22 protein-coding genes are annotated in these 26,641 nt (G+C 60.4%); 15 read left to right on the forward strand and 7 right to left on the reverse strand.

What is annotated here, in order from left to right:
- The first annotated feature begins 222 nt into the window (after positions 1 to 222).
- From CA85_RS20930 to CA85_RS25135, 5 genes are all read left to right on the forward strand, one after another.
- Entirely contained in the window at positions 223 to 975 is a 753-nt protein-coding gene (locus CA85_RS20930) for a tetratricopeptide repeat protein (RefSeq protein ID WP_146393316.1), read from the forward strand.
- A 12-nt stretch (positions 976 to 987) separates the two neighbouring features.
- Complete coding sequence (locus CA85_RS20935) at positions 988 to 1,257, forward strand: WXG100 family type VII secretion target (protein ID WP_146393317.1); 270 nt, start codon at positions 988 to 990, stop codon at positions 1,255 to 1,257.
- Between the two features lie 182 nt (positions 1,258 to 1,439).
- Positions 1,440 to 2,492 (forward strand): sugar phosphate isomerase/epimerase family protein, encoded by a 1,053-nt coding sequence (locus CA85_RS20940; protein ID WP_146393318.1) that lies wholly within the window; start codon positions 1,440 to 1,442, stop codon positions 2,490 to 2,492.
- Positions 2,493 to 2,583: 91 nt separating this feature from the next.
- Positions 2,584 to 3,714 (forward strand): Gfo/Idh/MocA family protein, encoded by a 1,131-nt coding sequence (locus tag CA85_RS20945; protein ID WP_146393319.1) that lies wholly within the window; start codon positions 2,584 to 2,586, stop codon positions 3,712 to 3,714.
- A 155-nt stretch (positions 3,715 to 3,869) separates the two neighbouring features.
- The gene (locus CA85_RS25135) at positions 3,870 to 4,028 is read left to right on the forward strand and encodes a hypothetical protein (protein WP_186775099.1); all 159 of its coding nucleotides are present in this window, start codon (positions 3,870 to 3,872) and stop codon (positions 4,026 to 4,028) included.
- 117 nt (positions 4,029 to 4,145) lie between these two features.
- On the opposite strand, the gene CA85_RS20950 is transcribed toward CA85_RS25135, so the two are convergent.
- The 3 genes from CA85_RS20950 to CA85_RS20960 form a co-directional block, all read right to left on the reverse strand.
- The gene (locus tag CA85_RS20950; protein ID WP_146393320.1) at positions 4,146 to 4,658 is read right to left on the reverse strand and encodes a hypothetical protein; all 513 of its coding nucleotides are present in this window, start codon (positions 4,656 to 4,658) and stop codon (positions 4,146 to 4,148) included.
- Between the two features lie 224 nt (positions 4,659 to 4,882).
- Complete coding sequence (locus CA85_RS20955) at positions 4,883 to 5,659, reverse strand: YggS family pyridoxal phosphate-dependent enzyme (protein ID WP_146393321.1); 777 nt, start codon at positions 5,657 to 5,659, stop codon at positions 4,883 to 4,885.
- Positions 5,660 to 5,665: 6 nt separating this feature from the next.
- A complete protein-coding gene (locus CA85_RS20960; RefSeq protein WP_146393322.1) occupies positions 5,666 to 7,651 on the reverse strand; it encodes a glycosyltransferase family protein in 1,986 nt (661 codons plus the stop codon).
- A 71-nt stretch (positions 7,652 to 7,722) separates the two neighbouring features.
- On the opposite strand from CA85_RS20960, the gene CA85_RS20965 reads away from it, so the two are divergent.
- Genes CA85_RS20965 through CA85_RS20975 form a run of 3 tightly spaced genes read left to right on the forward strand, consistent with a single transcriptional unit; the run spans position 7,723 to position 11,558 of the window.
- On the forward strand, positions 7,723 to 9,033 hold the full coding sequence (locus CA85_RS20965) for a YdjY domain-containing protein (RefSeq protein ID WP_186775100.1): 1,311 nt from the start codon (positions 7,723 to 7,725) through the stop codon (positions 9,031 to 9,033).
- Positions 9,030 to 10,292 (forward strand): 3-hydroxyacyl-CoA dehydrogenase family protein, encoded by a 1,263-nt coding sequence (locus tag CA85_RS20970; protein ID WP_146393323.1) that lies wholly within the window; start codon positions 9,030 to 9,032, stop codon positions 10,290 to 10,292. The genes CA85_RS20965 and CA85_RS20970 overlap by 4 nt, the downstream gene beginning before the upstream one ends.
- Before the next feature lie 18 nt (positions 10,293 to 10,310).
- Positions 10,311 to 11,558, forward strand: a complete 1,248-nt coding sequence (locus tag CA85_RS20975) for an amidohydrolase family protein (RefSeq protein WP_146393324.1) — start codon at positions 10,311 to 10,313, stop codon at positions 11,556 to 11,558.
- A 32-nt stretch (positions 11,559 to 11,590) separates the two neighbouring features.
- On the opposite strand, the gene CA85_RS20980 is transcribed toward CA85_RS20975, so the two are convergent.
- On the reverse strand, positions 11,591 to 12,286 hold the full coding sequence (locus CA85_RS20980) for a hypothetical protein (protein ID WP_246113036.1): 696 nt from the start codon (positions 12,284 to 12,286) through the stop codon (positions 11,591 to 11,593).
- Between the two features lie 125 nt (positions 12,287 to 12,411).
- Between CA85_RS20980 and aroB the strand changes: the two genes are divergently transcribed.
- Positions 12,412 to 13,578, forward strand: a complete 1,167-nt coding sequence (gene aroB / locus CA85_RS20985) for a 3-dehydroquinate synthase (RefSeq protein WP_146393325.1) — start codon at positions 12,412 to 12,414, stop codon at positions 13,576 to 13,578.
- Here aroB and CA85_RS20990 read toward each other — a convergent pair.
- Both CA85_RS20990 and rpe read right to left on the reverse strand, forming a co-directional pair.
- On the reverse strand, positions 13,575 to 14,159 hold the full coding sequence (locus CA85_RS20990; protein ID WP_146393326.1) for a histidine phosphatase family protein: 585 nt from the start codon (positions 14,157 to 14,159) through the stop codon (positions 13,575 to 13,577). The two genes, aroB and CA85_RS20990, sit on opposite strands and share 4 nt — an antisense overlap.
- Positions 14,159 to 14,854 (reverse strand): ribulose-phosphate 3-epimerase, encoded by a 696-nt coding sequence (gene rpe / locus CA85_RS20995; RefSeq protein WP_146393327.1) that lies wholly within the window; start codon positions 14,852 to 14,854, stop codon positions 14,159 to 14,161. Before rpe ends, CA85_RS20990 begins: the two co-directional genes overlap by 1 nt.
- Positions 14,855 to 15,199: 345 nt before the next feature.
- Between rpe and CA85_RS21000 the strand changes: the two genes are divergently transcribed.
- Both CA85_RS21000 and CA85_RS21005 read left to right on the forward strand, forming a co-directional pair.
- Positions 15,200 to 16,921, forward strand: coding sequence for a hypothetical protein (locus CA85_RS21000; RefSeq protein ID WP_146393328.1), 1,722 nt, complete (start codon positions 15,200 to 15,202; stop codon positions 16,919 to 16,921).
- 86 nt (positions 16,922 to 17,007) lie between these two features.
- Positions 17,008 to 17,919, forward strand: coding sequence for a TIM barrel protein (locus CA85_RS21005; RefSeq protein ID WP_146393329.1), 912 nt, complete (start codon positions 17,008 to 17,010; stop codon positions 17,917 to 17,919).
- A 31-nt stretch (positions 17,920 to 17,950) separates the two neighbouring features.
- On the opposite strand, the gene CA85_RS21010 is transcribed toward CA85_RS21005, so the two are convergent.
- Positions 17,951 to 18,688, reverse strand: a complete 738-nt coding sequence (locus CA85_RS21010; RefSeq protein ID WP_146393330.1) for a DUF2293 domain-containing protein — start codon at positions 18,686 to 18,688, stop codon at positions 17,951 to 17,953.
- A 654-nt stretch (positions 18,689 to 19,342) separates the two neighbouring features.
- On the opposite strand from CA85_RS21010, the gene CA85_RS21015 reads away from it, so the two are divergent.
- From CA85_RS21015 to CA85_RS21030, 4 genes are all read left to right on the forward strand, one after another.
- On the forward strand, positions 19,343 to 24,229 hold the full coding sequence (locus CA85_RS21015) for an Ig-like domain-containing protein (RefSeq protein ID WP_146393331.1): 4,887 nt from the start codon (positions 19,343 to 19,345) through the stop codon (positions 24,227 to 24,229).
- A gap of 178 nt (positions 24,230 to 24,407) precedes the next feature.
- Entirely contained in the window at positions 24,408 to 24,728 is a 321-nt protein-coding gene (locus CA85_RS21020; RefSeq protein ID WP_146393332.1) for an HU family DNA-binding protein, read from the forward strand.
- A gap of 197 nt (positions 24,729 to 24,925) precedes the next feature.
- Positions 24,926 to 25,747 (forward strand): hypothetical protein, encoded by an 822-nt coding sequence (locus CA85_RS21025; protein ID WP_146393333.1) that lies wholly within the window; start codon positions 24,926 to 24,928, stop codon positions 25,745 to 25,747.
- A complete protein-coding gene (locus CA85_RS21030; protein WP_246113037.1) occupies positions 25,748 to 26,521 on the forward strand; it encodes a DUF374 domain-containing protein in 774 nt (257 codons plus the stop codon).
- The last annotated feature ends 120 nt before the right edge of the window (positions 26,522 to 26,641 follow it).

Consider the following 26,641-nt stretch of genomic DNA (forward strand, 5'->3'; position numbering starts at 1 on the left):
TGGCGCGCGGAATAGTGCCGGCAAGACATGGCCGGTACAAACAGAACGAATCGTGGCCTGAGGTGTACTCAGGCAACACTGTCCCGCGGCGCTGTCGAGATTCGAATCCGATCAGCGGCAGCCCGCCCAGGACCGGACAAGCGCCCGCCCTCGCGGCCATAGATATGAGTTATAGTGGGAGGGTTCCGCTCAGCTCTAAACCAGTTTGCCATCGTTGGTCTGATGTCCGCTTCGCACCATCCCACCGGAGATTCGCCCGAGAAATCGGCACCTCACAAGACAACGGGGAGCCCGAATCGGAGGCAATCCCTGGAACACCGCCTCAAAGACGCTCGCACCGATCGCGACGCCTACTTTGAGTTGGCGTCAATCTATCGCGAGGAGGGGCGCCCGATGCAGGCGACCAAACTCCTCAAGCAGGCATGTGAAGTATTTTCCGATGACCGCGATCTGCTGTGGGAGTACGAAGAGGCCCAACTGGCACGTTCGATCCAGCAGCTGACGGAAGTCCGTGAGATGTCGTCGAAGGCGAAAAACGCAGCCTTTGATCAAGACCTGGAACGCTGCACGACCGATTGGGCAAATTGCCGCGTGAAAGTCTGTCGGGCGCGGCTGGAGCGGGACGATACGTTACAGCATCTCCGCCTGGTGCTTGGAGAAGCACTCTACGATCTCGAGCGACCCGCCGAAGCAATCGAGGCGATCGAACCCTTACACGAGAACGAAACGCACAGCTCGACGGCAGCCTACTGGACCGGCAAGTGCCACCTGGCGCTGGGGAGTGACATCGAAGCGATGCATTGGTTCCGACTCGCTTCGTTACGGCGAAGCGTCCCGACCCCGCCGAGGGTCCGCGTCGCGGCGCTCAAGATGTTAGTCGATCTAGCCGATCGTCACGGAGTCACGGCCACTCACGAATTCTATCAATCGACGCTCGCGTCGGCCTTGGAATCAGCCAAATCTCATCACACCTAGGAGCGTTCCAGGATGACTCAAGCGATCGGTGACCCCGACCAGATCCGTCAATTTGCCGCGCAGCTGTCCCAGTTCACCGAGGAATTGCGGCAGCGCGGCGGCATGCTTGCGGCTCAGATGAATCAGCTCGAACAGAGTTGGCGTGATGAACAACAGCGTCAATTCAGCCAAGAATTCCAGGATCAGTTGCGTCAACTGCAGCGTCTCGTGCAGGCCACCGACCAGCACATCCCGTACCTGCTGCGCAAGGCCGATCAGCTCGATCAATACTTAGGGCGGTGACAACAGCACTACTTGCAATCAGGGGGACGATCTGCAAGCATTCTCGTTCGCCGAGTCCCAGTGGGATTCAGTAGGAATCCGGCTGCGCCCCTAAGCCATTGCTAATCCCGCGGTGGGCGACGCAGGTCTTGGTGGCCTCTCCAGCGTTCACCCCTTTCCTCTCTCCAATGATTTTGAATTAGATGAACCAACATCCTCATACTTATCCCAAACTGCACAATGCAGCTTGGCCTGGCGTGGTCGGAAAAGGTGACGACGACGAGAATCCGGTGATTTCACTTGTGGAGATTCTGGACCTGACGGCGGCGGCCGAAGTGGACGGACGCAAATTTGACGGTGTTGACATCTTTCTGTCTGAGCCTCACATCTCGATCGATGCCACCGACGAAGACCTCGAACAGGTCGCCGAAGAAGTCCGCAGCCGCGGCTTGGATATCGGCACCGTCGTCGCTCCCGTTTGGACACCCACCGGCGGCGGGAGCGCCGCGGGAGGCCCCGAGGAAGTCGAAGCCTTCCTCACCCAGGTGCGCAAAGGTTGCGAGATCGGGCGCAAACTGCGTCAACTCGGCGTCCGGCCTCACGGCGTCGTGCGGATCGATAGCGCCACCCCGACAGCCCAGTGGTTCGAAGATCCGGAGAAAAATCAAAGCACGATCGCTGATACGTTCAAAGCCGCCTGCGATATTGCCGAAGAGTACGACGAACGGCTCGCTGCCGAAGGTGAAATTTGTTGGGGCGGAATGCACAGCTGGAAAGCCATGGTTGATCTGCTGGAAAAAGTCGGTCACCCAGAACGACTCGGCTTCCAAGCCGACATGGCCCACACACTGCTGTATTTGCTCGGCTACAACGCCCCGGAAGACGCCATTCTCCCTCGCGACTTTGATTGGCAGAACGAGGAGAAAAAGACCGAAGCGCTCCGTGAACTCACGCATGCCTTGCGGCCGTGGACCATCGATTTTCACGTCGCTCAAAATGATGCCACCGTTCATGGCACCGGCAGCCACGACAAGACGGGACGGCACTGCTTGCCAAACGATCCCAACGGGAAACTGAACATCCCTGTCGATGCAGCTCACTGGTTGCGAGACGAGCACGGTGATGTGCTGCAGGTCTGCAAGCATATCTGTTGGGACGGCTGCATGTTCCCCAACGATGTCATGCACCAACCAGAAACCTGGAACGATATCCTCTCGGCGATGCTGAGCGTCCAAGACGCTCATGGTTGGAACTGAGTATCGAGCCCAGCAGCGTCGGCGGGGTGCCGTCCCCATGGCAGACGATTACTGAAAACCTATCCCTCTCTCGAAATCAAATCACAAGAGTATGAAACCACTCAACATCGGCATGATCGGTTACGGCTTCATGGGCCGTACACACAGCAACGGGTATCGCCAGGCCAACCGATTCTTTGACTTGGAATACCACCCGGTACTCAAAGCGGTGTGCGCCCGCAGTGCGGACAAGGCTCAAGCGTTCGCCGACCAACAGGGCTACGAGTCCATCGAAACGGACTGGCGTCAATTGATTGCACGCGATGACATCGACGCCATTGACGTTTGCACACCGAATAATCTGCACAAAGAAATTGCCATCGCGGCAGCACAGGCTGGCAAGATGGTTCTCTGTGAAAAACCTCTGGCCATGAACGTGGCGGAGGGTGTGGAGATGTGTGAGGCGATCGAGAAGGCCGGCGTGCCCAACATGGTTTGGTATAACTATCGCCGCGTACCCGCTGTCGCTCTGGCGAAACAACTGATCGACGAAGGCCGGCTCGGGAAGATTTTTCACTACCGTGCCAACTTCCTCCAGGATTGGACCATCAACGCGGACGTGCCCCAGGGCGGCGCGGCAACGTGGCGACTCGACGCCGAAGCGGCCGGCAGCGGCGTGACTGGCGATTTGCTCGCCCACTGCATCGATACGGCTCTGTGGCTCAACGGTGGTATCCAAGATGTCTCGGCGATGACGGAAACGTTCGTGAAAGAACGCGTCCACGCCGAAACAGGTGCCAAACAGGCGGTAACGATCGACGATGCCTGCATGTTCCATTGCCACTTCGATAATGGATCACTCGGGATCTTCGAATCCACGCGTTACGCTCGCGGTCACAAAGCGATGTACACGCTCGAGGTCAACGGTGAAAACGCGTCCCTGCGTTGGGACCTTCACGACCTGCATCGTCTCGAATACTTCGATCACAGCGACGACTCGATTGTCCGGGGCTGGCGAAGTGTCCACGTCAGCGATGGCGACCAACCCTACATGGGCAACTGGTGGGTTCCAGGACTGCAGATCGGCTACGAACACACCTTCATCCACCAAGTCGCTGACTTCCTGAAATCCCTCGAGTCGGGTGAGCCAGTGCAGCCTAATTTCCGAGCCGCTCTGGAGACCCAAAAAGTCTGCGATGCGGTCCTGGCGAGTGCCAAAGAGCGCTGCTGGAAAGACGTCTAAGCAACGTTTTAAAATTAGAGAACGATGATCTCGGTAGCGGTCGTGGCGTCCCTGACGCCGCTACAGTGAGCCGAGATGCGTCACGGGCTGTCGATTCATTGAGCCAAGACGCGTCAGCGGCCGGGTGGGCGGCGTTACCCGGGGCCTTACGGCCAATGCCAACTACTTCCGACCGCGAAGCGGTCTTGGTAGCCCGACGCGTCAGCGAGGATCACTTGTTCGCCACGCAAAACACTGCATTTTCCTCGCTGACGCGTCGGGTTGCCATCGTGATGATGCCCCGAACGGGGGCAGAATCGATGGCCCTGGCCTGACGGCCCTCGGCTCAACGCTGCGGAGCCAACATCGAATAAATCGATAGCCTGCAAGCCGCGGGGGGAACTTGCTCCCACTTCTTGCTGAGCGACTCCACCGGAAACCCGGCTGCAGCACTAGTTCGCTTCGACGAGCTGGCGTCGCGCGTCGATCTCGTCCGCGGCCAGCCCCGCGTCGCTGAGCTGTTGCATGACGGCGGCTTCGGCCGAGGCAACCGCGTTGGGCGTCCGCGCAACACGGACGCGTATGCCACTCTCCTCGCCGTCAACGGTCGACGCCATCGCGACGATCTGGTCGAGCGTCATGGGTTCGCGGGTCGCCTCACCGGCCTGCACGATCACCAGGTACAAGCTGCCGTCGATCAGAATGTCTACAACGTCAGGCGGTGATGGTTCGGGTGTTTCAGCGAACGAGGGAATCGAATCCTCGGCGGCTTCATCCCGCGTTGACTCACGTTCGCTCTGCGATGGGGATGGAGTGATCGTCGGGTCCATCGAGACCTGGGCGTTCGGGTCGCTCGTCGCTCCTGGTCCGTCGCCCTCTTGGAAACCCAAGCCAAAGTCTAAGAACTGACTGGCGGCCAGCAACGCAATACCAGCACCGACGATAATGGGACCACGTTTTTTCATTCGATACACCGATAGGAAGAACCGCCGAATGGATCGGCAGACGGGCAGGGGGCAGACACGCCGTTTTCGACCGTGGAGTTACTCACCGACGGTCGCAGGGAGGGGCAGCGGTCTAGAGGGCTGCCCTCATATTACCAGCAGAGCGAAGATGATGCTTGCCCAGTAATTGTACTGGTTATGGCCCTGTGCGATTAATTGAACTGTGCGATTACTGCCCTGCGCGATTACAACAACCCAGCAAACAGGCGCGAACCGATTCGCACCATCGTAGCGCCTTCGGCAATGGCAGCGGCATAGTCCCCGCTCATTCCCATCGATAGCTCTGGCAGGACCAGCCCGGTTTGTTGAGCAAGGGCATCGCGAAGCTCGCGGAGGCGAGCGAACTGAGGGCGGGCTTGCTGTGGATCAGTCCCCCAGCCCGCCATGGCCATCAAACCGGCGATCCGCACCCCTGACGGTGCGGAAGATGCTGGCTGTTGAGCGAGAAATCGCTCGACCAGTTTGGTGAGTTCGGCTGCGGGCAGTCCCGTCTTAGCGTCCTCGTCACTGACGTTGACCTCGATCAAGACATCCACTTGGTCGCCACGGCGCTGCGCGTGATCGGCTACCTCCACGAGCAAACGCTCGCTATCGATCGAATGGATCCATGGTGAGGCGGCGAGCAAGCGTCGCACCTTGTTGCGTTGCAGGTGACCAATTTGATGCCAATGCAAACCCTCGACCAGATCTTGCCGATGCTCGGCGAACCAATGAACTTTCTGATCGAGTGCTTGAGGGCGGTTTTCTCCCAGGTCACGACAGCCCGCCTCGACCAACCAGCTCGTGATTTCGGCATCGACGTATTTCGAAACGCCAACGATTCGCACCTCGCTCGGCGTTCGCCCAGCATCCGCTGCGGCTTGGGCCACATCACGGCAGACACCGTTCCAATTCTCTGCGATTCGCTGTCGTGCCTCGTCGGCGGTACCGGGGAGCTGTGGGGTGGAAATGGGGGTGACCATGTTTACTCACTCGCTTTCGTCGACGGTGACAAGCTCTTCCATCCCACCGTCGCCGGGGTGAAAGCGGGCAGCAAAGAAGTCAGCGATCAAGTGCTTGCCCATGACCGAACGCGGCCCTCGCCCGGACATCGAGCGGTACAAGAACCAGTGTTCACTGCCAATTTGGACTCGGAAAGCGGCGGCAATGTGCCGCTGGATCTCGGTAAGGTCCTCAGCGATCGTGAGCTGCCGCCAGGTTCGCTTGCGACGGAACCGACGCGTCTGAAAATCCAGCCACAGCGGTGAATAAACCGCGTCCCTGCCCGTCGTCGTGACCACGAGATGTTGATCTTCGGAGAGAAAGACGTGGCATGCCGAAGGGCCGACCTTCCATTCGCTCGAAGCCAACGGCATCACCAAGCCGCGTTTCTTCTTGCCGTCGCTCAAGACGAGCTCCCGGGTCTGGTCATCTTCGATCACGTCCACGCCCGCGGCCAAGGGCAAGCGACTGACACAGCGAATTTCGCGACCATCACGCCCAGTGCTTCCTATCTGCTTGGGATCGCTCATCCGCGCGGGCAGCACGGCATCGGAGACCATCACGCAGCAGTCGTCCCGGACCACCATCCATTGCCGCTGCAGCACCACATCGCCGCTGTGGGGTTGCTCGAGTTCGATCAGGTGCACGTCGTCGTCGGTGTATTCACACGTGCATTCCCAGGCCCCTGTCGGTTCCTGCAAAACACCGTCGACATGGACCATTGTTTCGTGTGTGCCTTGCAAAATGGATCGGCGACCGCCCATCACATCCACAGCGAAATCGTCGCCAGCATAGTTCAGAAAGGTGCGTCCCCGCCGCACATCCCATTCCGGTAGCATCGCGACGACTCCACTCGTTTCGCTGTGCCACATCGCCTCGGGGAGTGAGACTTCCCAGGCCAACCGCCCGCCCGAATGGCCCTGGCCGAGCGCAGCCCCCATCGCGGGCTGCAGCGTTTCCGGATCAAACCTGCTGGCCGCTTGCATCAACCCTTGCAACTCGGTTTGCTCTTTCTTTTTCTTCTTCGTTGCTGATTCCCCCGAGTGATTCTGGACATCGAGGCGACAGTGAGCGGCATCGGCTTGGGAGAACACCTGCGTGCCATCGTGCCTTGTCAGCGCCGCCATCCAGGTCGCCATTTCGGCAGCGATTTCACGTTCTCGCTTGGTGAGCTTTTTAACAGCGGTCTGGGGGTGTTCTGGCAGCCGGGTGGGCTTCGCCAGCACAGTGAGCAACCGATCGCAGCGGACGAGCGAGGCAACCACGAGTCGCAATTCTTGAGGGCGAACCAAACACCGGTCAATGGATTCTGCCTCGCCCTGCAAGAAAACCGTGATGGCTTCCCGCGCGGACTTCGCGAGCTTGCCGCAGGAGGGCATCGAGGCGAGTCGCCACGCCAGGGTGAGACCGAGTTCGCCGGCGAGCAACAGATGCAGCGGCGAAGTCGCATCGGATCGCAGCGAAGCATCGGCGCGAAGCTGCAGGAGTTGCTCCCCGCATTGCCACCATGTTTCGGCCGGCAAGACATCGCTGAGTCCGGGCATTGCGGCGGCCCACAGCACCGCCTCACTCGCCACGACGCAGCTTATCGAGTCACGGAAGACTTGATCGATAAATCGATCGGCCTGATCGATCCACCACTGACGCTCCGATGCGGAGACTTGGCCGCCCTGCCCGCCATCATCGCGACTGGCTAGCCCCGCGAGTTTTTGCTGCAAAGCGGTATCCGGCCCCTCGACCGCAACCGCCTCGCCCCAGCGATAAATCGCGTCTTCGTTGAGCGCATCAGCAAAAACGGTGGCCGCAGAGCGGCTGGACAACTCCCCGCCCAGCAGGGTTCGTTTCAACGCATCCCACTGGGAAAGATCCAACGGATTGCCGAAATCGGGCAATTTCCCACCCGCCGCTGGGGACTGCAGTGATGCCTTTTTGGTGCGTTTACGTTTCTTCGCGGGCGTGGGGGTCAATGTCATGGACCGATGGGCGGACAACGGGGATACTGGGGCGGTCACGCAGTTTAACCGCCCGCCGATGGGAACCGAAGATGCACACTCCAAATTTCACATTCCGGGCACAGCCCCGCCGCGCCCTCATGCTCTCACTGGCAATCTCCTCGCTCGTTGCGATCGGGCCAGGCTGCCAGCAGAAAGCGAGCGAAGCGCCTGTCGAACCTGCCCCCGCCGCCAAGTCACCTTCGGCGGGCGACGCGAGCGAACCCCAAAGCCCTCAAGCCAAAAGCCCCCAAGCCCCAACTGCATCGTCCCCAACCGCATCGACCCCGGATCCCTCCAGCCCGGCATCACAACCGCAGCCAAACGAGGACGGCGGTGCCGATGGCGACAGCCCCACTCAACCCATGGGCAAACTGCAACTCCAACCGCCACCGAAGACCGACGCGGATCCGGCCCCGACAAACGCTTCCTCCGAGACAGCCTCAGCGGACAGCTCCGCCGAGGAATCCGAATCTCCCAACGTGGGGGACGCGACGGAGGAGGACGATTACGAGATCGATCCTGAGATCCTGGCACACATCGAGGCCCAGAAACGCGCCCTGCGACGGATCGCTGACACCTATGCAGCTCCCCCTGAGGCCAAACAGCTCGGCAAGCAACCTGATCTCTGGGTCGATATGAATGCCAAGCGAGTTTATGTCGATGGCTATGTCACGATGCGTCGTGGTCCGCTGGAAATGTTTGCCTGCCCGATCGGAACGAAGGAGCACGAATCCGTCGTCGCCGTGTTTGCTAAAAGTAGCGAGGTTCACGCGGCGTTGCTCGCGATCGGTGCCCAAAGCGGCACGCCGGTGCGTTGGAACCCAGAGTTCTTACCACCGACGGGGCAAACAATCTCGGTCTGGGTGGCATGGCGTAGCCCAGAACCTTCGTCTGCACCGGAACCCGCCGACGACAGTGAGCCTGCATCGCCCCAGGAGTTTGTACCGAGTGATGAATTCCATGTCGCCGACGCGCGGAAATGGGTTCGCAACATGAAAACGCAAACGGAACTGGAGGAGCCGTGGGTCTTTGCCGGCAGTATGTTTTGGTCCGATCCCGAGGACGATATGGAACACTATTCCGCCGATGCAGGTGACATGATCTGCGTGTCGAACTTTTCCTCGGCCATGCTCGATGTTCCCTTCAACAGCAGCGCTGACGCAGGCAGCTTGCTCTTCGAACCTTTCAGTGATCGCATCCCCGAGCGGGGCACCCCGGTACGTTTGGTGCTCGTCCCCCAGCCCATCCCTCGCGACGAGCCCGCCCCCCCGCAGCCTGTCGACCCGACGACAGCACCGGATCAGGCGATCTTGCCGATCGCTGACTCAGCCCCCAAAGATGCAGCGGTGACAACGCAATGAGCGAAACGCAGCAGAATCCAGTGACGTCTTGCTGTGACCATGTTCTGCTCGTCGGAGCGGGGGTGGTCGGCCGCGCGATCGCGGTCGATCATCTCAGGGCGGGTGTGCCGGTGTGGCTGGCCGATCGCGACGAAGACGTCCTCCGAGAGAGCTGCGACCGCGTGCTCGAGCACTCCGACTGCGTCGCGGTATCCGCTTCCCCCTGGGGTTCACGGTTGCCACTGCCCGTCGTGCATCTGAGCCCAACACACCCGTCTGCGGGTGAACCCACGGCCGAGTCCGCTCCCGCCGGCATCCCGAGATGGCTGCTGATCGAGTCCATCGCGGAGCGACTCGATATCAAGCAAGATTTTTTTGCGGAGGCTGAGCAGTGGTTTGAGCGGGATGCGATCCTGACGACAAACACGTCGACGCTATCGATCGCTTCGATTGCAGCCAACATGCGTTCCCCCGAGCGACTCTGCGGATTGCATTTTTTCATGCCCGTCGTCGATCGGCCAGCAGTCGAGATCATCCCGCATCGCAGCGTCCCGGCCGCTACCGAGCAGCGTCCGGGGACGACTGCGGAAGTGATCGAGGCGTGTTGCACACATGCCCGCGCACTCGACAAAACACCGCTGTTGGTTCGAGATGCACCGGGGTTCGTCGTCAACAGGCTGCTGGCGCCCTACCTCAACCTGGCCATGAACCTGCTTTGCGGCGGGGTACCTGCGGAAACAATCGAGCGAGCGGCCCTGATGTATGGGATGCCGATCTCGCCGCTTCAACTCGTCGACTTGATTGGTCCGCGGACCGCGTTCGATGGCGGACGTGTGGTCTGGAGTGCGTTCCCGACACGGATGGATCCGTCCCCGCTGCTGCCCGCGATGGTGAAGGCCAAGCTAACAGGCGTTGCCTCTGGGGAGGGCTTCTATCGGTACGACGCCAGTGGTCGGCGTTTGGAACGGTCCTTGGCAGATCGCGCCGCGGCCATCGCCCAAAAATACCAACACGATCAATTCGCCGGTTTTCCCGAATCCGAACCGGAGCGAACGGCGCTCGTTGCCGACCTATTTGCCGCCGTGCTGCGGATCGAGGCGATCGCGATCGAGCGTGACGCTGTGGCGGATTCCGAAACGATCCACGCGGCGATGCGAGGTGGATTACGATGGCGGGCCGATGGCTCCCACGCGGGGCCGACGAATTGCTTGACGAGCGATCGCGCCGCTCAACTGGCCAGCGAGTTCTCGCATCTCAAATCGATTCAACCTTGCCACTAACCCGGGTGTATTTTTTTCATGAGATTGGCTTTCGTTTGCTTTCTCGGTTCATGTGCCGCTGCACTAGCGGTACCGACTCTTGCCGGCGACGGCACTGATTCCAAGGATGGACCTCAGGCGGCCACGACCGCGGATCGGCCGACGCCCGAGCCGCCCCTCGATGGCTGCGACGGTCGTGAACTCTCGGTGCGTCACTTCGATCCGGTGCCTCAGCTCCAGGTCAAAGCCACACTGTTGACGCGGGCGAAAACCCCGGTCGTCAACGTTCACACGCACCTGTTCTATCGGCTACGCCAAAACGAACAGGCTCTCGCGGACTATGTCTCGGAAATGGATGCCAACAACATCGCGGTCTCGGTGTCGCTCGATGGCAAGCTCGGCAGCCAACTTGACGAGCATCTCAAGCAACTCTGGAAACGCTACCGCGACCGGTTCGTAGTCTTTGCCAATGTCGACTGGCAGGGAGACGGAGCTACCGACAACCCAGCCACCTGGGCCTGTCACCGACCCGGTTTCGCCGAGCGGACTGCCGAGCAACTGAGAGCCGCGGTCGATGACGGCGTTTCGGGATTGAAACTCTTCAAACGGTTTGGGCTGGGGTATCGAAACCCCGATGGATCGCTCGTCGAGATCGACGACCGACGTTGGGATCCGATCTGGGCCGCCTGTGGCGAACTCGGGATCCCAATCATCATCCACACCAGCGACCCGGCCGCATTCTTTGAGCCCATCGACTCCGCCAACGAACGCTGGGAGGAACTCTCTCGCCATCCGAATTGGAGTTTCCACGGGGACGAATATCCCTCGCGGGAGGCACTGCTCGCGGCCCGCAATCGGGTCATCGCCAGACACCCGAAAACGCAGTTCATCGGTGCCCACATCGCGAACAATGCCGAGGACCTCGCCACGGTTTCGAAGTGGCTCGACGAGTATCCCAATCTGTGGGTCGAGCCCGCCTCTCGGATCAGCGAACTGGGTCGGCAACCGTACACGGCACGGGACTTTTTTCTCCGCCATGCCGACCGGATTTTATTCGGAACCGACGGCCCCTGGCCTGCCCAGCGGCTGCACTACTACTGGCGTTTTCTGGAAACGCGGGACGAGTACTTTCCCTACAGTGAAAAATCCCCGCCACCGCAAGGTTTGTGGCGGATCTACGGCATCAATCTGCCCGACGAGGTACTCAGTAAAATCTACCACGAAAACGCTGCGAGATTGATTCCAGGCGTGGCCCAACGTCTGGAGAAATACGAAAAGCGTCGCTGACTTAAGTGATGTATCCGCTGGCACCCGCGTCACTACTCACGGTTGTCATAGCTCTCCTGTTTGACCTGTTCGAGCAGTCCGATCTGATACTTCAACGCCGGGCGAACGCGGTCGTTGACCCGTACCCGGCGAGATTGATCGGCGGGGCCGACGACGCCGTGGTTCAGCTCCAGATCAATGCGAGCCTTGGGGAAGCGTTTGAGGGTCGGATCGGAAAACTCCAAGCGGACGCACTCGACCTCGTCGGTCTCTTTGCAAAACTCGGCGATGCCGCCATCGGTCTCGGTTGCCCAGTCATAGTGCCGTTCGTCCAACAACGCCTTGCGGAGGTGTCCGAGACCGGGAAATGCCGTCAGTTCAACCGGTTCAAAATCGCTACCCTCGAGCGGCAACAACATCACGTGATCACCGAGCTGGAGTGCTTCGATTGTGGGCTTCCCCCAAAAGCGTGTGGTTTCGACCAAGCGTGTCCGCCGCGCGTAGATACTGGCAAAGGTAAACAAGGTGGCACCAACGAGGACCGCGACCACACCCAGCCACGCTCGGGCGCCAAAGTGCACACGTGGGTCGTTGTACTTGTCCGCATGTGGATCGACCGCCGTCGGGTCACCGCTGGGCGTACTCGCAGCGGGTTGCATCGCCTCAGAGGGTGGGATCGTCTCAGCGGGTTGCGAAGGCTGAGCGGGTTGCGAAGGCTCATCGGGGGGCGAATTGGGCGTGTCGGGCAAGTTGGAATCCGTCCGTAGTAGGGCAGGCGAGTGGGAGTGGAACGAGACAGGTCGCTCAATCGGCATGGTCGAGGTTAGGATAGACGACCCATTCTTGTCACTACCCTCGTTTTTGCATACTCACCGTGTCGATCCCTCCCCGCTCTGAATCAACCTCTGCCAGGACACGCCCAACGAACAACGCCACAGAAATCACTGTGGATCTGGGCCAACGGAGCTACCCCATCTGTATCGAGAGTTCTGCGACCGGTCGACCCGATGAATCGGGGTTTGCCGGCCGGTTGCGGGCCGCACTCGGTGACTGCACTCACGCGATCGTGATCCAGGACGCCGCGATCGCCACGTCGGCGGGGCAGCAAATCCTGGATTCGCTCGCAGGGGAAGACATTCGAATCAGTGAGATCGAAGTCGCCTCGGGCGAGACGAGCAAATCAACCGATCGGCTCGCCGAACTCTGGAGCGAACTGCTCGATTGTGGGGCGGATCGTCGCAGCGTGGTGATTGCCGTTGGCGGTGGCGTGATCGGTGACCTGGCCGGCTTCGCAGCCGCCACGTTCACTCGCGGCCTGCGATTCGTGCAAGTCCCCACCACCCTGCTGGCGATGGTCGACAGCAGCGTCGGCGGAAAAACGGGGATCAACCTGCCCGGCGGCAAGAATATGGTCGGTGCATTCTGGCAACCGCACCTGGTCTGGATCGATACCGATTTCCTCGCCACGCTACCCCGGCGTGAGTATCTCAGCGGGTTGGCGGAGGTGATTAAATACGGCGTGATCGAAGACGCGCCTTTCTTCGACTACCTCGAGACCAACATCGCTGCCATCCTCGAGCGCGAGCCGCAGACGACCCGCCATGCGATCTCACGAAGCTGCCAATCCAAAGCCCGTGTGGTCGCCGATGACGAGCGAGAAACGACAGGACGCCGCGCTATCCTGAACTATGGTCACACGTTCGCCCACGCAATCGAAGCAACCGCCGGCTACGGCGTGATGCTGCACGGAGAAGCCGTCGCGATCGGGATGCAGATGGCCGCGAGCCTCGGCGTGGACCTCGGTCTGTGCAGCGACGAGCTGTTGAGGCGGCAGACCGCATTGATCCAAGCTGCAGGATTGCCACGGAGCTGGGCCGAGGCGGATCCCGCCAAGATGGTTCCAGTCATGGCTCACGACAAGAAAGTCGCTCACGGTAAATTGCGTTTCGTGCTTCCCCAGGAAATCGGTAGCGTCGGACTGATCGCTGACGTCCCCCAGGAAAAAGTCGTGGCGGCGATCCGATCCTGGAGCGACCGCTAGCAGTCCGCTTCGATCAATTGCCAGTTGCCTGCATCGGCTTCCACTTTCCACATATCCGGCATCGCTTCGTCGTTGAGCTGAGCCGCCACGAGGCTGGCCAGCGGATCGGGAATCACCAATGCGATGACTTGGTTGCGGCCCTTGCGGAGCACTCGGTGAATCGCTTTCATCGCCCGAGCGGCAGCGGCTTGCAGGGACTCGCCACCCGGAGGGCAAACGGTCTCGGGATTCTCGGCGACGCAACGATACAGACGCGGTTGGTTGCGGCGGATCTCGTCGATGAGTTTGCCATGCCACAATCCGTGGTCGATATTGCGGAAGCCGTCGATCGCTTTGGGACGCAGTTCGCGGCCTTCGACGAGCAGCGCAGCGGTTTCACCAGCTGACTCGCAGGGGGCGTGATAGACAGCATGGAACCGGACCCCAGCCAATTCCTCGGCGAGATTCTCCGCTTGCTCACGGCCGCGTTGGCTCATCGGCATATCGAGCGAGCCTTTCATGCGGCCCTGTTCGTCAAACGTGGTGGCACCCGGTCGAATCAGGATCACTTTGGATCGGGCGGCGGCTTTGAGAGACATCATCACTTGGCTCCTTGGTTGGAGGCCATCGCATCATTCAAACCGGCAATGGCTACACCGTAGTCGTCACTGGAAAAAATCGCTGAACCGACGACAAAAAGATCACATCCGGCCTGCCGTGCGGGACCGATCGTCGAGGCATTGATGCCACCATCGATCTCCAACAACAGATCGGGAAAGCGAGCGCGGAGATCGCGGATTCGGTCGAGCGCCACCGGATTGAAGGACTGGCCCCCAAAACCGGCCTGGACGCTCATCACGAGCACCATATCGACACCGTCGAGGGCTCCGTCGAGCTGGCTCATCGGTGTGTCTGGATTGATCGCCAAACCGACACCGACGCCGAGATCGCGGATTTGCCCAGCGACATCGACGGCATCGTCAACGGCTTCGACGTGGAAGGTCAACATATCGGCACCGGCATCAACCATCGCTTTGGCGTATGCCAATGGATCGCTGATCATCAGGTGAACGTCGAGTGGCAGGCTCGTGTGCCGGCGCAGCCCTGCAACGATCGGCATTCCGTAGGTCAGGTTGGGCACAAAATGCCCGTCCATGACGTCGAGATGCAGCACCGACGTGCCCGCCTGGCTCAGGCGTTCGACTTCCGACTGGAGATTACCGAAATCACATTGCAACAGGCTCGGCAGAATTGCCGGGCCCGCTTGGCGAATCGAATCGAGCTCGGCTCGGTTCATATAGTCCATTCCAACGAGAATTGAATACCGGCAACACGTGTGCCGGGTGTCCAGCTGCAAGGTTGGACAGTCCGAGCGACGTTGTCAATCGCTTGATTTTTCGGCAGTGGCGGCTGAATCCGCTTGAATATCACGTCGACAACGCGTTTTCAGGCCAATGAGCGGTTCGGAAATGAGGATTTGGTAAAATATTCCGCCGCTAAAAAATCAGCCTTCGCGGCATCCCGGGGACATTCACCCTTGGGAGATAGGCCCCAACAGGTTATACCTACGTGGAAACTACCCCCTACAACAGATCGGCGGTGTATTTCCCACCGCCCGATTCTCATCGGATTTCCACTCCCCATGCCCGACAATTGGAACATTCTCGCCAGCCTCCTGGGTACACCTCGCCCTCCTGAGCCGGCTGAAGTCAAGAAAGAGAAGGCCCCCGCGGCCTCCACCCCCGCTGAAAAGGATTCGGCCCCACCGCCCGCGGAGGCCGCTGGCGACAGCAAGGCTGACCCAGCGGACACCGGTCGCTCCGAGCAGGGTTCGGACACCTCCGGTGCTGACGCCGCAAAATCCCCAACGAGCTCATCAGCGAAATCGGACGAAGCGGGAGCTGAGGTTCTCGACGCGTTAACCGCAGTCGAACCGCCTCCAAAGTTACCCGGCTTTGGCGTTCCCGCAGACGAACCGACCACTGCTCCAGAAGCTCCCGCGAAAGCAAGCGGATTCGGCTCGGCCGAAGAGGAAATCGAGCAGCGGGAATCGCAGCTCGGTGCCGGCCGCCGCGGCCGCTCATCCGCCGGACGCGACGAATCGTCCTCAGATCGCTCGTCGCAGCCCAGCGACAACCGCAAACGCCGAGGTGGCGGCTCAGGCTTTGCCGATGGCCTCGGGGTCGATGCATTCGACGACGACACCTCCGACGACGATGCCTCCGACAGTGACGACGAGCTCGAAGGATTCGCTGGGTTCGTGGGCGATGAACTCGATTCCGACGATGACAGCGATGCCGCGGCCGACACCAGCCCTTCACGCGGCGAATCACGGGGTCGCCGATCCCAAGACCGCCGGTCACGGGACGGCCGTTCAGAGAGCCGCGACCCACAGCCGAACGAATCGCGGGGCAACGACAATCCCCGCGGACGCGGCAAAGGCGAAAGCGCCAACCGTGGACCCTCCCAACGGGCTGAACAGGCCGACTCCTCGGAAGAGGAAGCCCCTCGCTCGCGACGCGGTGGACGCCGTGGTCAACGTCAACGCATGAGCGAAGAGGATGTGACCGAAACCTCCTCGCGGCCCGCTCGCCGCTCGAACTCCCGCGAGGATGAAGTCGTCGCCGAAAGCGATGACTCGCCACGCCGCTCACGCGGCCGCCGCGGTGGACAACGCGGCGAGTCCCGCCGTGCTGACTCTCCACGCAGCGACCGGGAATCGAACCAGCCCCGGGCTGCGAGAACCCGCGAACCCATCCTCGATGACGAAGATGACGATGTCGGATTCGCCTCAGAGCTATTCGATGATCTCGACGAAAGCGACGGCTCCGATTCGGGATCGGACGATCCTCGTGCAGCGGATCGCGGCGAAAAAAGCGATGACGACGGCCCCCGTGCCGGACGCCGGTCGCGACGCGGTGGTCGCCGACGAGGACGCCGGGGCGCTGGCAGCAGCGACTCCAGCGACCGAGACGCCGCCCCCCGGGACAGCAAGAAATCAGACGATTTGCCTCGCTCCGCTTTCGACGACGACCTGGAAGACGACGATGAAGCGGAAACTCTTCGCCGACGCCCGCGTGGAGACGCCTCGCGTCGCTCCGAGGGCGAGGACGAAGACCGACGTGATCGATCACGCCGAGGCGGGCGTGGCCGCAGCCGACAGCGTGACTCGCGTAGCGATTCCCCAGCCCCTAACCAGGATTTCCCCAGCTGGAACTCGTTGGTCAATTCAATGGTCGACAAAAACCTCAGCGGTCGCCGCGGCGGCGGGAACTCCCGTGGTAACAATGGCAATGGCCGAGGCAACTCAGCCGGTAGCGCGTCGGGCGGTTCGTCCGGAAACTCGCGCGGCCGCCGCCGATAGTCTGCTCGCGGCTTCCGCATTCGCATCGCCGTATCACCCCAGAAAACTCAAACTCTCTCAATCATTTAGTCAAGGAATTTAACCACGTGTTTAAGAATTTTTGCCCGCAAGCACTTGGCATCAACGGACGCCAAAGCGAATTGATCGAACTGGCGTTGACCTATGCTTTCCGTGGCATGGATATCGACATGCACGATATGCTTCGCCGCTCGCAACGGTCCTCCTTCGAAGAAGCCTCGAAATACCTCCGGGCCGCTGACATTCGGATCGGCACCTTCGCGTTGGCAATCGATCTCGACGCTGACGATGATGCCTTCACTGCCGGCGTCGCCACCCTGCACCCGCTCAGTGAAGTCGCTCAGCAATTGCAAGTCGATCGCGCCCTGATCCGCGTGCCCGCCGCAACCGATCGTCTCCCCTTCAATGAATTCTTTGACATCCAGCGTCAACGAATCACCCAAATCGCCGAAGTCCTCGCTGCCCGAGACATCAAGCTCGGCGTCGGGTTCCGAGCAGGCAAGGAGCATCTGGAAGAGAAGCAGTTCCCGTTTGTGTCCAATGTCGAAACGTTCCGCGCTCTCGTCGACGCCATCCCCGAGGTCGGATACCTCATCGACACCTGGGATTGGGTCGTTGGCGACGGTGGCATGGACCAGTTCGGAGAAATTCCAGGCGAGAAAATCGTCGCCGTTCGCTTGGGCTCGATCCCCGAAGACATCGACCCGAGTTCCGCAACCACGCACGATCGTATCCTGCCCGAACTCAACGGGCCACTCGATCACGTCAAGGTTGTCCAGCACCTCGATGAGGGCCAATTCTCAGGACCGCTCAGCCCCACCGCATCGACGATGCAGTACAAGGGCGAAACCCGCGAATTCTTGGTACAGAAGGCCCAGGAAGCCATCGACGGGATCTGCAAAGAAGCCGGATTGACCGTCGCACCTCTGCCGATGGAACTGATCGAGGACATCCCTTACGAACCCACCTCGATGATCTAAGCAGGTCGGGATAGGGCGATGCCAAAGGTTTTTATCCCCGCAGGGCTTTCGCCAGCGGGCAGTGGGCCATGGCGTCGGGCGCCCCGCGACGGTACTTCTCGAGCAAGCGTCGCGATTGGGCGGCGAGTTGCCGGCGGACCTCTCTCCGCTCGCCTTTGACCCTCGCGATCGACATATCGTCGTAAGCGGTGGTCTGGTGACGCATCCACGCGATCACAGCGGACTCCGCCCGCTGCTGGATCGGGATCCGCTGCGTTCGCGCCACCGTGCCGCTGCCAACGGGCGTGGCATGCTCCGTGACGGCTTGAGCGAGCCGTTCGGCGATGCTGCCATACGATTCATCAAAGGCGAGAAACTCGACGACAGCCGCTTGGAAATCTTCCACGTACTCGCCCTGTTTCTCGTCGCGGCGGACCTTGGCGGCGGCTTTCGCCTTGGCGTACTGGGCTGTACTGCGGGTGGCCTCCATCGATGCCCGAGCCTGTTGAATTTGGGCCCCGTCGGCCCACAGGCCCTGCGAGAATTCACGCCGCCCCTTTCGCTCCTTGACCGTCCAGGTCGGTCCGGCCGCTTTGACCCGCCGGGTCACGCCAGCATCGCCTGGAGGCAGCAACTCCCAAGTGTCCGGCACGGGCACGATGTCGCCCGAGGGCAACTTGACAGATCGATCCCTGCTGGCAGGACCGACCACCAAGGTCTGTTCGCAGAGAGGTTGGCTGGGGTCAGGATCCGGGTGACGAGACGTTTTTTTGGGTTTCGTTTTAGGCATGGGCTGCGGGTTGGAGGTGCGGAGGCTTGGAGGTTCGGCGATTGGGTTTTGTCGTATCCGGTGGTGTTCGCTTGCGCTCAAACCACCGGCTATTTTCTAAAACGCCTTCGGCGTGGGCGAAATCATGGGTAACTGATAGCTCGTCGCCTCGTCCAAAGCGGTTCTGTCGTACACAAATTCAAGCATGGCGAATCAGGTTCGGGAAACAGCATCCCTTTAGCTCATGGCACGGCATTGCTGCCCCCCCCAAACAGGCAGGTTGTCGCGGTGCGAGGGAACCAAACAGTCACTCTCAGCGTCAAAACTGGCAATGTCGGCACAGAGGTCAGCTTATGAAAACCAATTAGTTGTGTCGGATAAACTCAGTCGATCGTCATCTTGGATTGTGCTCGATGGCGATCCTAGGAACGTTAATAACGTGTTTTCGGTCCACGCGGGACTCATCCGAGTGCTAGAGTTTTTTTGCTCGCACAACTGGACCTTCCCGGGGCGTCTGCGAAGACTGAGGCGAGTTTCCCGGTTGGCGAAAGCTGTCCGGCTGTACTGAAATACCTTGTTAATCCAACTATCGATCGTCGACTTTTCCGATATCTCCTGCATTTCCACACTGTGGTGGTTGCCGGATTCGAATCATCCTATTGAACGCGTTTATTGATGAATCTCGCTCAAAAACTACGCCAACGTCTCGCTCGCCTGATCGCTTTGGACGCCCGTGGTGGCGCCGCGAGAACCTCGGCCGATCGCGGACGGCTGCTGCTCGAGACGCTCGAGGCGAGGCAATTGATGGCGGGTGACGTCGGCATGTGGTTTACCGATCCGGCCCCCACGACGGCCGATGACGTGTCGGTCGTGACGGACACCTCGGCGAGCGATCGCGGCAGTTCTCAAATTGCGGCCGAAGGCGAAGCGCCAGTCGATCTCGTTGAGCTGGCCAAACATCTCGACCAGGAAGGGTTTGAATTCTATGGGGCGTACTGGTGTGCCGCCTGCACGCAGCAGAAAGACCTCTTCCAGGACGGCCAGGAATACCTGCCCTTCACCGATGTGACGCTCGACAATGCCGAACAATCGCAAGATCCGCAGTACGCGGACCTGAATATTACCGAGTACCCGACGTGGGTCTTCCCCGATGGCACCCATCACAGCGGCGTGCAATCGATTGAGTCGCTGATCGAAGCAAGTGACTACGTCAATCCGGCCGAAGCTCTCCCGACGTTCCAGCAGATCGGCCCGCAAACGGTTGCCATCGGCTCTCCCCTGCACATCCCCATCGACGCCTATGATGCCGATGGTAGTCCGCTGACGGTGACCGTGTCGGTGGAAGACCAAGCGATCTTGTCAGGGACCGTCCTGAGCGGGAATCGTTCACTGCGATTGGACATGGAAGGCTACGGCGACATGGTGTTCGAGTTATTCGAACAACGTGCTCCCGAAGCGACAGGCCGCATCGTCGAATTGACTGAGGATGGTTTCTATGACGGAATCCTGTTCCACCGCGTCGTCGACGATTTTGTGATCCAAGCCGGCGACCCACAGGGCACTGGCACGGGCGGGTCGGATCTGGGCTCTTTCGACGATGAATTCCACCCTGACCTGCAGCACAACCGATCGGGCGTGCTGTCGTTCGCAAAGTCGTCCGACGATACAAATAATTCACAGTTCTTCATTACCGAGGTCCCCACTCGGTTTTTGGACTATCAGCATTCCGTCTTCGGACAACTCGTCGAGGGTGACGACGTCCGCGAGGCGATCAGCGAAACCTACCTCGACGCCAACGACAAACCCGTCAATCCGGTCCGGATTGGTAACGCCACGATTTTCAATGACACCGAAAACAGTGTCGTGATGCTCAAAGCCCTCGGCGGTACTGGCACGACGAACGTGACCTTCACGGTCACCGACAGCGATGGCAATCAGCACCAAGAGGTCGTGGAGGTGACGGTTACCGAAGACCTGGACGCCAACGGCAACGAGATCAACAGCCAACCCTATTTGAAACCCATCGATGACCCGATCGTCTCCAGCGGAACTGGGCCAGCGACACTGCAGCTCGAGAGCGTTGACGTTGAGGGCGACCCAGTGAGCTATTTCGTCGGCGGCACGAGCTCGGATGATGCCACGGCCTCGGTCGATCCCGCAACTGGTCTGGTTACCGTGACTCCCGCGGCCGGTTTCCAGGGCAGCGTGGATGTCGGCGTGGGCGTCTTTGCCACGACCGGAGCTGGGGATGCTGCCGACACGCAGGTCGTCACGTTTACCTTCGATGATTCCGCGATCGCCGTGCCCACTTCCATTGACCTGCGAGCGAGCAGCGACTCAGGAAGCAGCAACACGGACAACATCACCAATCTCGGCTCGATGACGTTTGACGTCACCGGTGTGACCGATGGTGCAACGGTGCAGATCATTGATACCTCTGACAACACGGTCATCGGTGTGGGTACCGCTAGTGGCAGCACGATCTCCATCACCACCAACAACATCGCGGCCATCGGCCAGGGCACCTATACCCTGGCGGCGCGGCAGGTGGTCAGCGGAACCGCGGGCGAGGCGTCGGCACCGATTACACTGATCTACGACACCAGCTCACCGAGCTTCGACACCAGTGCGGTCACGACGACGGGCAACGTCAACACACCCTACCAAACCAACCTCGTCAGTTCCGAGGAAGGCAGCGGGGTCACCTACGCGTTGACGACCCGCCCCAGCGGCGCGACCATCGTCGCCGGCACCGGCGTGATCAACTGGACGCCGACGGCCGCCCAAGTCGGAGCCAATGCGTTCACAGTCACCCTCACCGACCAGGCCGGCAATGTCGAGACGCAGTCCTTCAGCGTCAACGTCGCCGACGAACCGGTAGCGGGGATCCAGCTCGAAATTACCGACCTCGATGGCAACCCCGTCAGTTCGCTCGACGTCGGCGACCAGTTCTTGCTGAAAATGTACGGTACCGACGAACGCGCTCGAGGCGAGCAGGGAGGCATCTATGCTGCCTACGCGGACATCGTGTTCGACGGCACACTGGTACGTGTCGTCCCCGGCACCTCGATCGATCACGCGGTGCAGTTCGCCAACACGCCCTCCGGGACAATCAATACTGGATTGATCGACGAACTCGGTGGCGTCAACACAGGCACGACACCTACCAACGAGGAAAAATCGCTAATCGCCACGCTGCAGATGGAAACGCTCGCTGCCGGATCGGTCAATTTCGTGACCAATCCCGCCGATGGTTCCAATCGCGAAGTGCTGCTGTTCTTCAATAATGAGAACGTGCCGACCGAAGCTGTCAACTATCGCAGTGCGTCCTTAGCCGTGGGGCAGGGCTTCACCGCCAACCCGGATAGCTTTACCGTCGCTGAGGACAGCGGTGCGACGGAACTCGACGTGCTCGCCAACGACGAGATCGTCTCGGGATCCGGATCGCTGTCGGTCGTCAGTGTGACGCAGCCGAGCAGCGGCGGCAGCGTATCGCTCGACAACGGCATCGTCAGCTTCACACCCGCCCCCGATTTCGTGGGCACTGCCGAGTTCACCTATTTGGTCGCGGGGCCCGGCGGCGTCCAGAACACGGTCCCGGTGACCGTGACCGTCACCGGTGCTAACGACCCTCCCGTCGGTGTCGACGATACGTTCCAGGTCGATTCCGACTCGGGCGAGAACCGGCTCGACGTTTTGGCAAACGAACTCGATACCGCCGATCCTGGTGAGACACTCAGCGTGACCAACGTGACCACACCGACTTCGGGCGGGACGGTGACGATCACCGCAGACGGCGACGCGGTGAACTACACGCCGCCCGCATCCTTTGTCGGCACCGATACGTTTGAGTACACGCTCAGCGACGGAACGAGTACTGATACGGTATCGGTCACTGTGACTGTGCAACCAGCCGATGCACCGCCAACAGCCGTGGATGATTCGTTCCCAGTCGAGGGCGACCCCGCGATCAACGAGGATGCCCCGCAGGCCAGCTACGATGTGCTCGCCAATGACACGGCCGATGCCGACGGCCAAACGTTCGAAATCACAGCCTTGGGCACACCGTCCGCTGGCGGGTCGGTCGCCATCGGTAGCGATGGCACGTCACTGTTGTATCAACCCGTTGCCAATTTCCACGGGGTCGAAACCGTTACCTATACGATTCGCGACAGTGGCGGTGGCCTGTCGACGGCAACGGCGACCTTCAACGTCACCAGCGTGAACGATGACCCACCGATCTCCGACAGCGAGCTGACGATTTCCAAGGGCAGTGGAACCTCGACAGTCCTGTCCATCTCGGACTTGCCCGCCAACGTCGACACGGGTGAGACGCTCCAGTTCGTTGACCTGAGCACGCCGACGAGCGGCACGGTGTCCGTGTCCAGCGATGGGCAATCGATCCTCTTCACTCCCGACGACGCGGACTTTACGGGCGAAGTGACCTTTGATTTCTCCGTCGAAGACTCCGGTGGTCTGACCAGTGGCCCAGCCACCATGACGATCACGGTCGCGGAATACCTACCGCGCTCAATCGAGGTGTTGTTCGATACGAACTCATTCGCCCTGCTGAGCGGTGATCTCTCGCAGTTCATTTTGACGGGCACGGATATCCAGAACCAATCCATCAGCATCCCACTGAGTGACAGCAGTGTCGAAATCACCGATCAAGGCGTTCGCGTGCCCGACCTATTGCCCGGATCCTACCAACTCAACGTGCCCGCCATCCCGTTCCTACATGAGGGCGAGACGGCCCAGGAAATTGACATCGAAAGCGGTGTCGATGAGGGCGATGAAACCGTCGAGCTGAGCTTCGGCAGCGTGAAAGCGGAGTACTACAGCGTCGCCGATTGGCTGGGCTCGGCACCGCGGTTGTCGGTCATGGCAGCGGTCACGCCTGGTAGCCCAGCGGTCTTCGCTCAATCCAGTGGGCCGACCGCCGGGGCGGTCTCGGACGTGCAGGTCGGTCTCGATGAAACTGGCTCAGCGATTACGGTCGATGCACTCGCCCCAGCTGCCGCCGATGCCACGGATCAATCGCCGGTGCCTGTGAGCCTGTCGGCGAACATCAACGACAACACCGTCATCCAAGTGATGGGCCAAGAGGACGAGATGCAGTTGATCCGCATCAGCCTGGAGAATAGTGATGGGGAACTGAATCTCAACACCGGTGACTCCAGTGGATCTTCGTCCGCTGCTGCAGCCGCCTCGACCTTGATCGCCGACAACGCCGCTACCGCGGATGACTTGGCCACGGCGGATGGCAGCGACGAAATAGTGCCGCAGGCTGCCGGCGATCTGGTGACGGCCAGCGGAGAGCCGCTTGCGGAGAGTGTCGATGCGACGGGCTCCTCGATCGATCTCCAGCCAGCCGGAGAGCCCTTGCCAACCTCGTCGCAAACCGATTCCCATGCCAGCGTGGACGCCGCCATGGCGGACGTCACCGACGGTTTAAAGCGGGTTTCGCAGGCGGGAGACCAGGTCGCTGAAGCGATTTCCGGATCGGTTGAGACGTTCTCCGAAGCGGTCGATCGGGTGTTGACAGCCGACTCGGATGCCTGAATCAGTCGCTTTTTGGCATCAATTGGGTAAAAACACGTGAAAACACACGGTTTTTGTCGGTCAAGTGGGTTGCGGGTTTTAGAGTGCCGACATAACACTTGGAACGCAACGAAGTAGAAACGTTTGTTGATTTCTCTCGTTTTTTCCTGTCTCGATTTCCATTTCACAGGTTCAGCCCATGCCCGCAGCCATTCCACCCAAAGCGCCCACCAAGACCCAAATTCTCGCTAACATCGCCGAAGAAACGGAGTTGAGCAAGAAAGACGTCGCCGCCGTCCTCGACGCCTTGGCAGGCGAGATTGGCAAGTCGCTCCAGAAGGGTGGCCCCGGCCAGTTCGCGATCCCTGGTCTGTGCAAGATCGTCCTGAAGGACGTGCCTGCCAAGCCGAAGCGAAAAGGTCGTAACCCCGCCAACGGCGAAGAAATCTGGTTGGCCCCGAAGCCCGCTAGCAAGAAGTTGACCATCCGCCCACTGAAGGGCCTCAAGGAAATGGTCTAAGCGATTCCGCATTGACCCCTCTCCTCCTGAGTTCGCGCGACTGCCTTCCTCTCGATACCAATCGGGACGGAAGGCAGTTCTCTTTTGGGATGGAGCTGCCGCGACCTATTTGCTATTGAGAACCTGGCTCGGGATCGATATCCCTAGCCATTCAAGCGGTTGCCGGCCGAGCCAAAGGACCCAACGGAGTTGACGGCATGATTCTCAAACGAGGCCAACGCACTCGACGCTGGCTACCCAGCGGTAACTGGATCATCGGCGGTTGGTTGATCGGTGCCATGGCCATCGCGGCCTCCCTCCCAGCGACCGCGGAAGAGACCCTCGTCTCAACAGCCCCTCCTCCAACATGGTCGGCGCTGACGAAGGTCTTCCAGGGCGATGCCCAGCGTCCGGCCGAGACCCATCAAATTGCCTATCAGAACGGGGTCTACTACGATTTCTCTGCGGCGGAAAGCCAGCCGTGGGTGATTTTTGATCTCGGACAATCCCGCGTGATCATGCTCGATCGGGAACGCCAGCAACGCACGAGCATCGCCACCGGGGACCTCGTCCGACTCACCGCTCGCGCCGAATCCGAGATCACCGACGAGCAGCAGCGAGCCCGGTTCGGGATGGATGCCCAGCCGATGCGAACGAGCGATTTGAACTTCGCACTCGATTACGAGGGCACGCGGTACCGCATCTCGGGCATGCGTGCGAGCAATCCCGACGTGGCGGCTCAGTACGGGCGATTTGTTGACTGGGTCTGCCGTTTGAATATCGCTCGTCCACGGGGCGTTCCACCGTTTGCCCGGATGAAGCTCAACGAAATGATGACGAGTCATGATGTCCTCCCCGAGGAAACCAAGGTGACGCTAACACGGTATCTCGGCGCCGATCGCATCGCCGCAACCATCCGACTGCGGTCATCGATGTCACTGCAAAACGAAATCGACGACGCGATCGCATCGCAAATTCAAGATGCACAGACGATGCGCGTTGTTTTCGAAGAAGTTCCCTGGGATCAGTACGAGCATTAAATGAATCCTTCCCAGCCCCACGATCGAGCGGCCGCCAAGACGACGCGCCGTCGGAATCGAACCCCAAAACTGTCCTGGGCCAAACGCTTGGAACGCCTGGGCGTGCTCGGATACTTCACGCTAATGCGGCGTACCGTCCGGATCCGGGTGACCAATGATCGCCGTGACGAGATCTGCCACCAATCGGATCGGCAGTTCGTGTACGCACTCCTGCACGCTCACCAAGCAGCGGCGATCGCTTTATCAGACCCCAATACCGGAGCACTGGTGTCGCGTTCTCGCGACGGAGAACTCCTCGTCCCGCTTTTGAAGTCATGTGGATGCGTTCCCATCCGCGGTAGCAGCGGCGGTAGCAAAGGTGGCGCCACCGCACTGACACAAATGATCCGGCACTGCCAGGACGGGCACCCAGCGGTGATTGCCGTCGACGGCCCCAAGGGGCCCCGCGGGAAGGTCCAAAAAGGCGTTGCGAAGCTGGCTCAAAAGGCCGACATTCCAATCGTCCCCGTGGTGCTTGTTCCCAAACGCCGGTTTCTATTCGCCAAGGCCTGGGATCGGATGCAACTGCCGTGGCCTTTCACCCAACTCGATTGCCGCTTTGGCGATCCGATCTCCGTAGCTGCCGACGACGATCTCGACGACGTCGCCAGCCGCTTGGAGGTGGAGCTGGCGAAGCTCGAATTAGCCGCCGACCCCCAAGAGGCTGAGCGCTCGCAAGAGAAGTCTTCGATTGAGCTCCCAGCCGACGCGACGGGGCTGAACCGGGCCGCCTGAGCACACCCAGTATCGATCGCGCTCGCAGTGACGCACAGGAACGACGGATGACTTCATCGCTCGGCAGTATATTGCTCGGCAGTCTTCTGCTCGGCAGTATCCAAGGAAAACCTACTCAGC

The sequence above is a fragment of the Allorhodopirellula solitaria genome (genome assembly GCF_007859855.1).
GTDB classification, from domain to species: domain Bacteria; phylum Planctomycetota; class Planctomycetia; order Pirellulales; family Pirellulaceae; genus Rhodopirellula; species Rhodopirellula solitaria.